This window comes from Nocardia sp. NPDC005366 (assembly GCF_040606855.1).
Lineage (GTDB): Bacteria > Actinomycetota > Actinomycetes > Mycobacteriales > Mycobacteriaceae > Nocardia.
Map to the genome: position 1 here is coordinate 124,664 of NZ_JBEXFQ010000016.1, position 12,362 is coordinate 137,025.

At 64.4% G+C, this 12,362-nt stretch carries 11 protein-coding genes and 2 pseudogenes; 7 read left to right on the top strand and 6 right to left on the bottom strand.

The genetic code is table 11. The features are described from left to right. Window positions 1-28 precede the first annotated feature (28 nt). The 3 genes from ABZS43_RS19845 to istB all read left to right on the top strand — a co-directional run bounded on the left by ABZS43_RS19845 (window position 29) and on the right by istB (window position 3,023). Window positions 29-670, top strand: a complete 642-nt coding sequence (locus tag ABZS43_RS19845) for a response regulator transcription factor (RefSeq protein WP_355037375.1) — start codon at window positions 29-31, stop codon at window positions 668-670. A gap of 296 nt (window positions 671-966) precedes the next feature. Then, window positions 967-2,208 (top strand): IS21 family transposase, encoded by a 1,242-nt coding sequence (istA, locus tag ABZS43_RS19850; protein WP_355037376.1) that lies wholly within the window; start codon window positions 967-969, stop codon window positions 2,206-2,208. Next, window positions 2,208-3,023: an IS21-like element helper ATPase IstB gene (gene istB, locus ABZS43_RS19855; RefSeq protein WP_355037377.1), complete on the top strand. Its 816-nt coding sequence runs from the start codon at window positions 2,208-2,210 to the stop codon at window positions 3,021-3,023. The genes istA and istB overlap by 1 nt, the downstream gene beginning before the upstream one ends. Window positions 3,024-3,836: 813 nt before the next feature. Here the strand turns inward: istB and ABZS43_RS19860 are convergent. The 3 genes from ABZS43_RS19860 to ABZS43_RS19870 are packed head-to-tail and all read right to left on the bottom strand — an operon-like array spanning window position 3,837 to window position 6,975. Continuing rightward, on the bottom strand, window positions 3,837-4,211 hold the full coding sequence (locus ABZS43_RS19860) for a DUF742 domain-containing protein (protein WP_355037378.1): 375 nt from the start codon (window positions 4,209-4,211) through the stop codon (window positions 3,837-3,839). After that, window positions 4,208-4,621, bottom strand: coding sequence for a roadblock/LC7 domain-containing protein (locus ABZS43_RS19865; RefSeq protein ID WP_355037379.1), 414 nt, complete (start codon window positions 4,619-4,621; stop codon window positions 4,208-4,210). Before ABZS43_RS19865 ends, ABZS43_RS19860 begins: the two co-directional genes overlap by 4 nt. Next, entirely contained in the window at window positions 4,618-6,975 is a 2,358-nt protein-coding gene (locus tag ABZS43_RS19870; RefSeq protein ID WP_355037380.1) for a nitrate- and nitrite sensing domain-containing protein, read from the bottom strand. The genes ABZS43_RS19865 and ABZS43_RS19870 overlap by 4 nt, the downstream gene beginning before the upstream one ends. A 430-nt stretch (window positions 6,976-7,405) precedes the next feature. Between ABZS43_RS19870 and ABZS43_RS19875 the strand changes: the two are divergent. Then, window positions 7,406-7,690, top strand: a pseudogene (locus ABZS43_RS19875) (porin PorA family protein); the annotation flags it as partial. Window positions 7,691-7,817: 127 nt separating this feature from the next. On the opposite strand, the gene ABZS43_RS19880 reads toward ABZS43_RS19875, so the two are convergent. Further along, entirely contained in the window at window positions 7,818-8,066 is a 249-nt protein-coding gene (locus tag ABZS43_RS19880) for a hypothetical protein (protein WP_355037381.1), read from the bottom strand. Window positions 8,067-8,158: 92 nt separating this feature from the next. Further along, window positions 8,159-8,890 (bottom strand): cytochrome P450, encoded by a 732-nt coding sequence (locus ABZS43_RS19885; protein WP_355037382.1) that lies wholly within the window; start codon window positions 8,888-8,890, stop codon window positions 8,159-8,161. Window positions 8,891-9,062: 172 nt separating this feature from the next. Between ABZS43_RS19885 and ABZS43_RS19890 the strand changes: the two are divergent. Beyond that, window positions 9,063-9,278: pseudogene (locus ABZS43_RS19890) on the top strand (IclR family transcriptional regulator C-terminal domain-containing protein); the annotation flags it as partial. A gap of 74 nt (window positions 9,279-9,352) precedes the next feature. Here ABZS43_RS19890 and ABZS43_RS19895 read toward each other — a convergent pair. After that, window positions 9,353-10,036, bottom strand: a complete 684-nt coding sequence (locus ABZS43_RS19895) for a TetR/AcrR family transcriptional regulator (RefSeq protein ID WP_355037383.1) — start codon at window positions 10,034-10,036, stop codon at window positions 9,353-9,355. Between the two features lie 198 nt (window positions 10,037-10,234). Between ABZS43_RS19895 and ABZS43_RS19900 the strand changes: the two genes are divergently transcribed. Together ABZS43_RS19900 and ABZS43_RS19905 are read left to right on the top strand one after the other, a co-directional pair. After that, window positions 10,235-11,473 carry an NAD(P)/FAD-dependent oxidoreductase gene (locus ABZS43_RS19900; protein WP_355037384.1) on the top strand — a complete coding sequence of 413 codons (1,239 nt, stop codon included), beginning with the start codon at window positions 10,235-10,237 and terminating at the stop codon, window positions 11,471-11,473. A 224-nt stretch (window positions 11,474-11,697) separates the two neighbouring features. Beyond that, entirely contained in the window at window positions 11,698-12,351 is a 654-nt protein-coding gene (locus ABZS43_RS19905) for a VOC family protein (RefSeq protein WP_355037385.1), read from the top strand. The last annotated feature ends 11 nt before the right edge of the window (window positions 12,352-12,362 follow it).

A 12,362-nucleotide genomic window follows, 5' to 3' on the forward strand; every position in this document is an offset into this window, starting at 1 on the left:
CGGCGCCGCACAGGAATCAATCACGGTCATGATCGTCGATGATCACTGGGTGGTCCGTCGCGGTGTACGCGCCTACCTCGAACTGCTCGATGATATCGAAGTTGTCGACGAGGCAGTCGACGGTGACGAAGCGATGGGAAAGCTGGCCACGATGGCCGCCTACCGCTCGTTACCTCGGGTAGTGCTGCTCGATTTGATGATGCCTCGCATCGACGGAGCCAGCGCGACAGCACAGATCACGCGCGCACATCCAGATGTTCGTATTGTGGTGCTGACCGCCTTCGGCGAGATGCAGCGCGTGCACATGGCGCTGGCGAGCGGCGCCTCTGGCTACCTACTCAAGAGCGCGTGCCCCGAGGAAGTCGTTGCCGCTATTCGGGCCGCCTCACGTAACGATGTGTTCCTGGATCCGGTGGTGGCGCGACAACTGACACGCGATATCGGCGCCCCGCCGACCGGCATGGCCACACTCACCGAGCGTGAGAAGGTTGTTCTCAGCCTGGTTGCGACAGGCAGCTCAAATAAGTCTATCGCCAGGGCATTGGTTATCAGTGAGCGCACAGCGCGCACGCATGTGAGCAATGTGCTGCGTAAGTTGCAACTGAATTCGCGGACACAAGCGGCCTTGGTCGCGGTCCGCGAAGGATTGGTACCTCCCCACACCGGGTAACCGGTTCTCAGGAGGGCGAACCGAACGCTTGAGACGGGTGTCCGTCGCGAACGAATGCCGGAGGCGGTCTGGGCACGAGGCGTATCCCGTGACGGCGAGTCGGCTTCGCGGGGATTCGTGGGGACCCGTTCGTCGTCGCTCTTCCAGCGGTGTTCCCGCAGACTCAGCCTCGTTCCTGAGGTTGCGCGGTGGGCGCCTTGTCGGCAGAACGTGAAAACTGATCACCGCGCGGCAACTCAAAACGGACCATCTGGTCGGTGACCCTGGCTTTATCCGAGCCAGGGAGGACCGAAGGGATGCTTGCTGTGGAGGATTGGGCTGAGATTCGTCGTTTGCGCCGGTCGGAGGGTATGCCGATCCAGGTGATCGCCCGGGTGATGGGCGTGTCCCGCAATACTGTGAAGCGGGCTTTGGCCTCGGACGGGCCGCCGAAGTATCAGCGGCCGTCCAAGGGGTCGGTCGTGGACGCAGTCGAACCACAGATCAGGGAATTGCTGCGTGTTTATCCGACGATGCCCTCGACGGTGATCGCCGAACGGATCGGCTGGACTCGGTCTGTGCGGGTGCTCTCGGGCCGGGTCGCCGAGCTGCGGCCGGTGTATCTGCCGCCGGACCCGGCGTCGAGGACGACGTATGTGGCCGGTGAGATCGCCCAGTGCGATTTCTGGTTCCCGCCGATCGAGTTGCCGGTCGGGTTCGGTCAGGTCCGTGGCCCGAAACAGTTACCGGTGCTGACGATGGTGTCGGGGTATTCGCGGTGGTTGATGGCGATGCTGATCCCGTCGCGGCATGCCGAGGATCTGTTCGCGGGCTGGTGGGCTCATATCCACCGGTTGGGGTCGGTGCCGAGGGTTCTGGTCTGGGACGGGGAAGGCGCGATCGGCCGTTGGCGTGGTGGCCGCAGTGAACTGACCGCGGAATGCCAAGCTTTCCGGGGGACGCTGGGGACCAAGGTACTCGTTTGCAAGCCTGCCGATCCTGAGGCGAAAGGCATGATCGAGCGAGCCCATGACTATCTCGAACGCTCGTTCCTTCCGGGCCGATCATTCAGCGACCCAACTGATTTCAATACTCAACTCGATGATTGGCTGACGTTGGTGAATCGTCGGACGCGCCGCGCGTTGGGGTGCGCGCCGACCGACCGGATCACCGCGGACCGCCAGGCGATGCTGGAGTTGCCTCCGGTCGCGCCGGTGACCGGTTGGCGGCGATCAGCACGACTACCGCGCGATCACTACATTCGTCTGGATTCCAACGACTACTCGGTGCATCCGGCGGTGATCGGGCACCGGATCGAGATCGTCGCAGACCTGGATCGGGTCCGGGTGTTTTCCGCCGGGCGGGTAGTGGCCGATCACGAACGGATCTGGGCTTGGCATCAAACCCTGTCCGACCCGATTCATGTCGAGGCGGGGAAAGTGTTGCGGCGCGGCCGGATCGGTGTCCTGCGACCGGCACCCGAACCCGAGGTCGAGCAACGCGCCCTGACCGATTACGACACCGCACTGGGCATCGATATCGAAGGCGGGGTGGCCTGATGACCGCCAGGACCAGAACCACCACGAAAACATCGACCGCCACAAGGGATTTCACCGCCGAACTGAACTTCCTCACCCGCGCGCTGAAGGCGCCGTCCCTGCGCGAAGCCGCCCAACGACTACCCGAACGCGCCCGCACCGAGAATTGGACCCACGAGGAGTTCCTGATCGCCTGCCTGCAACGCGAGGTCTCCGCTCGCGAGTCCCACGGCGGTGAGGGACGTATCCGATCGGCTCGCTTCCCGCACCGCAAATCGTTGGAAGAGTTCGACTTCGGTCACTCCCGCGGGCTCAAACGCGATGTCATCGCCCACCTGGGCACCCTGGACTTCGTCACCGCCAAGGACAACGTCGTCTTCCTCGGCCCACCCGGGACAGGCAAGACCCATCTGGCGATCGGGTTGGCGATGCGAGCGTGTCAGGCCGGGCATCGGGTCGCGTTCGCTACCGCCGCCGAGTGGGTCTCGCGCCTGGCCGAGGCCCACCACCACGGCCGATTACAGGCCGAACTGGTCAAGCTCGGCCGCTACCCACTGCTCGTCATCGACGAGGTCGGCTACATCCCGTTCGAGAACGAGGCCGCCAACCTGTTCTTCCAACTCGTCTCTTCCCGCTACGAACGCGCCTCGCTCATCGTGACCAGCAACAAGGTCTTCGGCCGCTGGGGCGAGGTCTTCGGCGACGACGTCGTCGCCGCGGCCATGATCGACCGCCTCGTCCACCACGCCGAGGTCATCGCGTTGAAAGGCGACAGCTACCGGCTCAAGGACCGCGACCTCGGCCGCGTCCCCGCCGCCGGAACAACTGAAGACTGAAACCATCAACCCGACCGGCCAGATGGTCCACATTGACATTCCGTCAGATGGTCCACATTGGCGTTCTGTTGACACGCCTCGACGCTGACTCGGTCACTTCTACGTGGGGAGAAAGACCAGCGCGTCAGCAGTGTGCACGCAGCGAGATAGTCGGGTTGATCGGACCCGCAGGCAACCATGACGGCGCTCCCTGAAATTGGCTCTGTCCCACATTCGATGATCGGTGCGGCGGTTACGTGGTGGCAGGACACGGAGTCGGAGCAGGTCGATCGTGCTCGGCCGTACATGGCTCTCTTGATCAGCTTAAGCGGCTCAAGCGAGATGGATACGGGCGGGCGAAATTCGATCTCCTCAGAGCCCAGATACTCCTCGCGACATGATCTCTCATCACATAATCAGCGCCAGAGCCAATTTCAGTGAGCACCGTCACCGTGGACAGCGCGGCCTCGAGCGCGTCGAGCGACCCCGTTGAGGCGACCACCGACAAGAGCTCCACCGATGCTTTCGGAAGTAGGGGCGGCAGGGCCTTCAGCGCGCCCGGCTCCGCGAGCGGCCTCTCGGGGTCCGTAGTGTACCAATTCGCCGTGCGGCCTGAAATGCCCTCGGTCCGCTGGGACTTCGCGGGTACGGCACCCGACCCGCCGATCGCCCCGGTCAGGGAATCAGGCATGAACACCGCCCGGCTTATCCACACCCAAGATCTACGAAGCGGGAGACACCGTTGCATAGGCATTCATCTGTCGCTCGCAGAGGCCGTCCTGACCTGGCCGCCATCCCGACCGTGGATCCCGCGTTCACATTTGACCGGATCGCTCAGATCCGTCTTATTCCGTCCAACACCGCCCGGAGCAATTGGGTGTCTTGAGATGAGTCTTTCTCTTGCGCGGGCTTCCGATAACTCAGATAGCCATCGTGAATGAGATCGCCGATGAGGATCTTGGTGACGGTGAGCGGAAGGCGCAGGTGCGCGGCGACCTCAGCCACCGACATCGCCGGACTACACAGCCGCAAGATAGTGTTGTGCTCCGGTTGCATTCGCCCGAGGCCACGGTCTGTGCGCGTCGTCGCGACGATAGTAATCATGTCGAGCTCGAAGCGCCTCTCACCGCTGCGACCGCCGACGACGGAGTACGGGCGAATGGCCGATCCCGCGTCATCCTCGAACCAGGAGCGGCGCGCGGGCGTCATACCTGCGGTGACACGCGGTCGGTGCGCGCCGCCGCCGAGAGGTACGTGCCGACCCGCTGTATGGTCTGATTCGTCTCGAAGGCCACCAACCCCATATTCGCCGAATCAGCTGCCCACACGGCCAGACAAGTATTTGCGCCGCCCGCTGTTACGAACATGACCGCCTCCTCAAGTTCGACTACCGCCTGAAGAACGCCACCGCCCCCGAACCGGCTACCCGCACTGCGAGCCAGACCGTACAGAGCCGACGACAGCGCCGAGAAATGTTCGGCCTCATCTTTCGACATCGAGGAAGAGCGGGCGACAAGCAACCCGTCTGTGGAGAGTAACGTCGCTTGGTGCACCCCCGGTAGGCGATCGACCAGTTCATCGAGAAGCCAGTTCAAATTGGACGAAGAACGCGCCGTCATATCATCCTTTCGGGAGTATCGGGCCCAATACCGCGGCCCTGTTTAGTTCCGTCGGCGATATCGGACATACGATCGCGGGCCTGCTCCGGTGATCGCGCAGACAAAGATCTTGCTCGTGAACCCGCGACTGGGCGAGGGATCTCGGGCGGCTCGGCGGCTGGTCCCTCCAGTTTTTGTCGCCGAGGCAATAGCGGTCGCTCGCCCAGTTCCTCCAGCACGGTCTCCTGGCGTGTGGGCCGTCCGACGGTGGCAGGGGTGAAAGTCCGGGGCTCATCGAGAGCGGAAGCTGCGGCGACCAAACTCATTCGGAATCGCTCGCCACCGACGAGGTCACCGGTCGCGCGTACAGGAGATAGCGGCCCCGCTCCTGCCTCGGAATCCTCCGCGACAAGCAGCTCCGACGGAATGAGAACCACTGCTTTGACTCCGCCGTAGTCGGATTCGGTCAGCCGCACCTTGATCTTGTTCTGGGCGGCCAAGACCGACACCACGATCATACCGAGACGCGAATCGCTGGAAAGCTGCATCATGCCGAAATTCGGAGCGCTGGCAAGGACAGCGTTGAGACGGTCGAGATCTCCCGACGCCAGCCCGATTCCCTTGTCCACGATCTCGACTATCGCCCCCTTGCCCACGAGATTTCCCGACACTTCGACTGACGCATCCGGTGGCGAGAAGAAAGTCGCGTTGTCGACGAGTTCGGCCAGCAAGTGCGTCACGTCACCGACCACGGCGCCCCGGACCCGCACCTCAGAAAAGCGCGCCGAGTGCACTCGGGAGTAGTCCTGGGTCTCGGCGACCGCACCACGCACCACGTCGCGCAGCAACACAGGATTTCGCCACTGCCTGCCCGGCCGTTCACCGCCGAGAATGATCAGATTCTCCGCGTTGCGCCGTTCCCTGGTGGCGAGGTGATCGAGCTGGAATAGCAGCTTCATGGACACCGGGTCCTCTTCGCGCGCCTCAGCGGCATCGAGGACTTCCAATTGCCGATGGGCCATCAGATGACTGCGATGCGCAAGGTTCAGAAAGACCGCATTGACGGCTTCACGGGTCTTGGCTTCATTCAGCGCTGCGGACACTGCGGCACGCTGCGCCGTCTCGAACGCAGCGGCCACCTGCCCGATCTCGTCGCGTCCGAATTTCAATCCTGGCAGCGCGGACTCGACGTCGACCCGTTCGCCCGCGCGGATACGCGTCATGACCTCGGAGAGTGTCTCCTCCGCCATGACAAGTGTCTGCGCACGCAAACGCCGCAACCGCGAGCTGATCCGGGTGGCCAGCCAGAAACTAAGCAGCGAGACCAGAGCTGCCACCGAGAAGAGAGCAATGCTCGTCCTGATCGCGGCGCTCCTCGCCTCTGAGGCGATGTCACCCGCTCGCTGCCGACTAGCTTCGTTGGCGGCTTGCCACACCGCCATCACCTTTCCGACGACTTCTACGGAACTCGAGTCGGAGCCTGTTTGGTCTGGCTCCAGCGTCTGCTGGCGCTCTTTCCGGGCCGTCACCGGTAGATCGGCGTCCAGCGCGCCGCGGGCTATCAAAGACTGCTCACGTTGCCCGAGTCGCTGCCAGGCGGGACCGGCGAGGAGTCCAGCGATCTCGTCGCGAATCGTTGGTTCTTGGCTGCGCGCGACCACCTCGAGTTCGTTGTGGTACGCGCCGACGCTTCCGGCGAACAAGCGCAGCGACTCACCGTCGAAGCCGCTCTCGGTAGCGGCTGCCGCTTCGAACGCGCGCGCCGCCGATATGTCGTCGGCTGCGCGATAGAGGTTCGCGGTGATCATGAACGTTACAGCGGCGGTCACGTCGGGAGCATGGCGAGACAGGATCTCGACTGCGGTCGCACCAGCCGAGGTCAGTGGCTCGAAGGTCCGGTAGACCTCGTCCAGAGTCCCGCCACCAGCGTCGACCCTGGCGCGCAACACCGCCAGTTCTTGGAAGGCCTTTCCTGCCTCCGCGCCGAGTGCGCCGAACGCACCAGCGCTGAACTTGTCGAAACCATGAACCGACGGTGCCAGCAAGCCGAAAGCGACGTCCACGCGTCGACGCTCGGAAACCAACCCGCCTACATCGACCGGACGGTGCGCGACCCGCAACATTGTCAGCTGCCGCTCCTTGAACAGAGCGCCGATGAAATCGGCCGCGCGCGGCGTCGATTGGCGGACGACATCGGCCCAGACTCTGGTCTGTTGCGCCTGCGCCGTCGAGCGAGAGATCGAGCCTGCGGCTCCGACGACCAAAACCAGGCTCGGGATCACCGCGACGGCCAGCATTCGAGTGCGGACACCGACAAACAGTTTCCGCGCGTTCGGTGATCGAGACGAATCGAACCACTTTTTCGGAAGAATCACGAAACCCATAGTTTCTGAGCAAGTGTCCGATATCTCACCGCACACATCGATCACGACAGGAAGAGGAGAAGGCGGCGATCAAGTCGACAGTCGCTCACCGCGATTCCTCCTGTTTCCGCAGTGGGCTTCACCTCGCAGTAAATTCTAGGACCCCGCAGCGGCACGAAACATAGCCTTTCGACGTACCTGACATGTCCATGTGTCGCGTGATGTATAGGACATTCGACGTAGCCCGAACCCGCGAAATACGCGACCAGTCCAGCCATGTCAGTCGAGGAAGTGGAGGAGGCTTCGAAGGTGGCGGGTGTCACTGCGGCAAGCCAACTTTCAGTGACAGCGACAGTCGGTCCCGGGGCTTCTGACCGGATCGTCACCAACACCTGCGGCACGAGTATCCGTACTGCTTCCGTGCCGATCACCGTCGAACGTCATATGTACTTCACCCCACTCCACCGCGGACTCGGTCGTCTATCACGAGGACACCTCGATCGACGGTCCGAACGGCCTGGCGATCAAGAACAGCCACGTGTACGCGGTCGACCGCCGTTCCCTCGAGAAGTCGGCGGCGCCCGGTGGCATCGAGGTGGAGGAGCAGTCGGGTTTGACCGCCTCGTTCCCCGCCGAGCCTCCTGCAGACAGTTCGCTGCGGTTCTGGGACGCCGACACCCGGACAGCGGCAACGGCCGAATACACCGGCTCGGCAACGATTTCCGGGCGCGAGGTTGCATCTGTACGCTATCGCGACGAACGGCCCACTGCGGGATCCGGCGATGTTGCAGTCGCTCCCGCTGGTCCTGCCCAAGGATGCCGTCGCAGCCATGCTCCCGATCCTGCCCGCCGAATCACGCGATACCCTGCAAGGCGCGTTGCCCGGTGCGGGTGCCGTTATCCCATTCACCTATCGGTCCACTGGACTGCTCACACTCGGTGCCGACCGCCAACTCGGGACCCCGATCGACGCCGCACAGCGGCAGACGATCAACGCCGTCGCCCAAGTGGGTGACCGATCGGTCGACCTCGTTCCGATGATGGCCACCGACGTGAAAAACGACCGACGAATCCAGGAACTCGGCTGCGGACTCGGTGGGCACCTTCGTGACTGTTCTCACAGTCGTTGCACCGCTCCTGATCGCCGGTATCGCGTTGGTCCTTCTGATTTCGGGCTTCGTCTTGCGGAAACGTCCTACCGCGTAGCGACTCGTCTATTATCCGCGCGGCGCGTCCCGAGGGCAGGTGCGACGCGCGGACGCCCGTCACTTGTCCGTCTCGGCGGCTTCGAAGCCCGGGGACGCCGATCTCGGCGGTATGCCTTTGGCCTGCAGAGCGCGGCTACCGCACCACGGCGACCGGGATGGACTCCCAGGACCGCAGGGTGTTGTTGAGGTGGCGGCGCGCGGGAGCCACCGATTCGAAACGCGATCCGGGAGACCAGGGCGGTCAGCAACGCTTCGGATTCCAGTCTGGCGACGTACTGTCCCACGCACTCGTGTATTCCCATCCCGAAGCCGACGTGCCCGGACGGGTTGCGGGACAGGTCGAACTCGTCGGGATCGGTCCACCGCTCGGGATCGCGGTTCGCGGCACCGAGGAACATGAGGATCTTCTGTCCGTCCGGGATCGCGATGTCCCCGATGCGCACGTCTCGGGTCGCGGTGCGGAAGAAGGTCTGCACCAGTGATTCCCAGCGCACCGCTTCATCGAAAGCCGTTCGTGCCAGCGATGGTTCGGCCCGTAGTCGGACCCACTGTCGTGGGTGGCGCAGGAAGGCGTACAGCACCGCGGCAAGTCCGTTGACGGTCGTGTCCACCCCGGCCGACAGCAACGACCGAACCACCAGCGGCGCCTGCTCGTGGGTGATCTCGCCCGTGTCCGCGGCCTCCCAGGTCCGCGCGCCGAACCCTTGCGCCGATAGCATCTCCCGCCCGCACTGCGCATCGACCCATCTCGACAGTTCTGCCATCCGTGGTGCGCCCTTCTCCACCGAGCTGTTCGTGGGGCCGAAGGCGTTGAAGAGGAAGTCCCCGTAGCGGAGCAGGTTTTCCCGCCCTTCTCGCGAGATCCCCACCGCGTCGGGAAAGACGCGCAGCGTGGATCGGGTCCGGCGCGACGGCTACGCCACTACCGTCGAGGAGATGACCCTGGGCGCCTGTTCGGTCGCCGTCCCGATCCACCGCGGTGCCGAAGTCGTGGCAGCGCTGGGTCTCGTGGTACCCCGTGTCACCCGCGATCGGCACAGGCTCCCGACCGCGTTGCGAGTCGCGGCGCAGGGGATCTCGCGCACGCTCGATGGGAGTGGGCGATGACGGGTCCAGGTCCGGCGTGCCGACAGTGCGCAGGAGATGCGCTGTGCCCGCCGGGTGAGCCCCAGGAAATCGACTCAGTCGATCATGGGTGTCGAGACTTGCAGGTAGCGTTCGACGACTTCGCTCAGGTGCGCGAGCTCCTCGTCGAAACCCAGCGCCGGAGCGAGGAAGTCCGGGCCCTGCACGGTCCGCAGAACCGCCATCGCGTACACCGTCCGAAACGCCAGTCGGGCAGCGAGCGGCCGGGGGTCGGGAGCTATGCCTTCGAGCGCGCCGGCGAATAGGTCACCGAGGACCGCGATGTGTCTGCGACCTCGCTCGTAGACGATCGGGTGGCGGGGCGCGACCGCCATGACCGCACGCAAGAACGCGGCATCGTCGGTGAATAGTCGTAACACCGCGTGGACCGCGCGTCGCACCGTCTCGGTCGGCGTGATGCCGGGCTCTGTCGTGGCGGCCATCAACTGGTCGCGTTGCTCGACCATCTGAGCCATCTTGTGCTCGTAGACCGCGAGGAACAACGCGTCCTTGCTGGCGGCGCGTTCGTAGATCGCGCGCGGGTTGATCCCCGACGCCTCCGACAGCGCCGTGATCGTGAAGCCCTCGTAGCCGTCGCGCTCGACCAGAGCGATCCCCGCTTCGAGCACACGCCGCCAGGCTTCGCGGCTGCGCCGCTGGCGAGGTTCGTTGATCGCGAGATGCGCGGGCACCGCGGTGTCATCGGGCACGGTGCGCGGCGGCTGTCCGGAAAAGGCCATTGACAGATGGTGACACAGCACACATTATGTTTAAACCGAATTAATCACTTCGGTTCTAAGAATGGACGGCACCCGGCCGACACATTCGTCTGTCGCCCTTCATCGAATCCAGTCCCGACACCGCCGCGCCCCACACCGCCCTATCGCAGGACGGCAGGGTCCGCATCGGCCCACCGGGCGTACCCGAAGCAGGAACACATGAATCAGATCTCGAACAAGCGCGGCCGCGTCGTCGTCATCGGCGCAGGTCCGGCCGGAATGGCTACCGCACTGTCGGTAAGCCAGGCAGGCCACGACGTCACCGTTTTCGAGCGCCACGCCCACGTGCGGGTCGCGGGCAACATCCTCAACCTGTGGCCCGCCCCGATCAAAGCACTCGGCCTGATGGGCGTGGATACCGCTGAACTCGGCGCGGGCTGCACCACCGAGTTCCGCAACCTCCGCGGGCACCGGCGGGCGCTGATCAAACTGCCCGAGCACATCGTGCGCGACTACGACGGCGGCTACATCGGCCTGCTGCGCCGGGAACTGTACGAACGCATGTTCGCCGCGCTCCCGAAGGGGATGATCCAGTTCGACCGGGGCGTGACGAGTTTCAAGCAGGACCGCGACGGCGTGCGCCTGCACATGTCCGACGGTTCCCTCGAGAAAGCCGACGTCCTGATCGGCGCCGACGGCATCGACTCGCTGGTCCGGTCGACCCTGTGGGGCGACTCCCCCAAGCGCGAGCACAACCTGCACGTACTCGCCGGATTCGTACTGGACGAGCAGATCGACGGCCTGCCCTTCGACGAGAATATCCTCAACCACAGCCGCACGGTGCAGGGAACCTGGAGCGGCATGCTCTACCAAGGCAGGAAAGGCTACCAATGGTGGGTGGTCGAGGCCCACGACGCCGGGACAGAGTTCACCGCGGACATCGGTGAACGCGCCAAGGAACTCGCCGCTGAGTTCGACGCTCCGCTCACCTCGCTCATCGGCGCCACCGAGCCGCAGAACATGCAGCGCTGGCCGATCCGCGACCGCAAACCCATCAAGCGGTGGTCCTCGGGCCGGGTAACGCTTGCGGGCGACGCCGCGCACCCGACCTCGCCCTACGCGGCATACGGCGCGGGCATGGCCACCGAGGACGGGTACTTCATCGGTCGCACACTGGCCGGGGTCGACCTCGCCGATCACGATGCTGTCAGCGCGGCCCTCGAACGGTACGAGGCGCCGCGCAAGCCGCATACCGCCCGCCATTCCAACCAGGCGTATTTCATCGGACAACTGTTCCACCACACCCCGCGCCCCCTGCGCGTCCTGCGCGACCTCGTACTCGATCGCACTCCGCTGCTGCAGAAAGTGGTCGGCGATGCCAGCCCCGCCGTGATCCTCGAGCAGATCGCCGTCATCGACGAGGCCGAAAGCCGCTTCGCGGCGACCGTGCGTCATTAGGCATCCCACCGCGACACACCGCGATCGGGGCACCGGGTTCGCCGTCGGTCATGGTCCGACCCGGTCCAACTCGGCCGAGATATTCACACCGTCGATATCAACTATGGACGAGACCCGGTTCTTCGATCCTCCGCACACCACCACACTAGTGATCCCGGACACATCGGAGTCTCCGCTCCAAAGGACGCAAGACCTTACCTCACCTCCTCAGTCATCTCGCACACGTGGAGATCACCACCCCGGATGTCACCGCGTCCGCGCGGTTCTACGCCGAGCAGTTCGGGATGCGAGCGATCCACGAACACGATGGTCGGGTGTATCTGCGCTGTTGGGGTGACTACTACACCTACAGCGTGGTTCTGGTCGAGGGACCCGAACCCGCGCTGCGTCGGATGGCGTGGCGCACCGCGAGCCCCGAAGCGCTCGAGGAAACTGCGGCGCGCGTGGAAGCGGCCGGGATCACCGGCGCATGGACCACCGACACGCCCGGTGTCAGCAGGGCCTACGAGTTCACCGGTCCCTACGGACATCCCATGCGGCTGTTCTACGAGGTCGAGAAATTCGCGGCCGAACCGGAGTTCCGCTCGATCTACCCCGACCGGCCCGAGAAGCGCTCCACCCACGCCGGGGCACCGCGGTTCCTCGACCACGTCACCGTCGCCGCGACCGATGTGCCGGGATTCTGCGCTTGGTGCTCGGAGACCCTGGGCTTCCGCACAGTGGCCTTCACAGACCTCGAAGAAGCACCGATCACCGTGTTCGGCGTGGTGACCACCAACGAGAAGTCCATGACCTGGGTGTCGTGCTCGACACCTCCGACCGGGCGGGCCGGATCAATCACATCGCCTTCTGGGTCGACACCTACCAGGAACTGCTGATCTGCGCAGAT

Bases quoted from the DNA above. Each gene is read 5' to 3' on its own strand.
- ABZS43_RS19845 (WP_355037375.1), top strand. From the start codon at position 29: ATGATCGTCGATGATCACTGGGTGGTCCGTCGCGGTGTACGCGCCTAC.
- istA (WP_355037376.1), top strand. From the start codon at position 967: ATGCTTGCTGTGGAGGATTGGGCTGAGATTCGTCGTTTGCGCCGGTCG.
- istB (WP_355037377.1), top strand. From the start codon at position 2,208: ATGACCGCCAGGACCAGAACCACCACGAAAACATCGACCGCCACAAGG.
- ABZS43_RS19860 (WP_355037378.1), bottom strand. From the start codon at position 4,211: ATGACGCCCGCGCGCCGCTCCTGGTTCGAGGATGACGCGGGATCGGCC.
- ABZS43_RS19865 (WP_355037379.1), bottom strand. From the start codon at position 4,621: ATGACGGCGCGTTCTTCGTCCAATTTGAACTGGCTTCTCGATGAACTG.
- ABZS43_RS19885 (WP_355037382.1), bottom strand. From the start codon at position 8,890: ATGCTATCGGCGCAAGGGTTCGGCGCGCGGACCTGGGAGGCCGCGGAC.
- ABZS43_RS19895 (WP_355037383.1), bottom strand. From the start codon at position 10,036: ATGGCCTTTTCCGGACAGCCGCCGCGCACCGTGCCCGATGACACCGCG.
- ABZS43_RS19900 (WP_355037384.1), top strand. From the start codon at position 10,235: ATGAATCAGATCTCGAACAAGCGCGGCCGCGTCGTCGTCATCGGCGCA.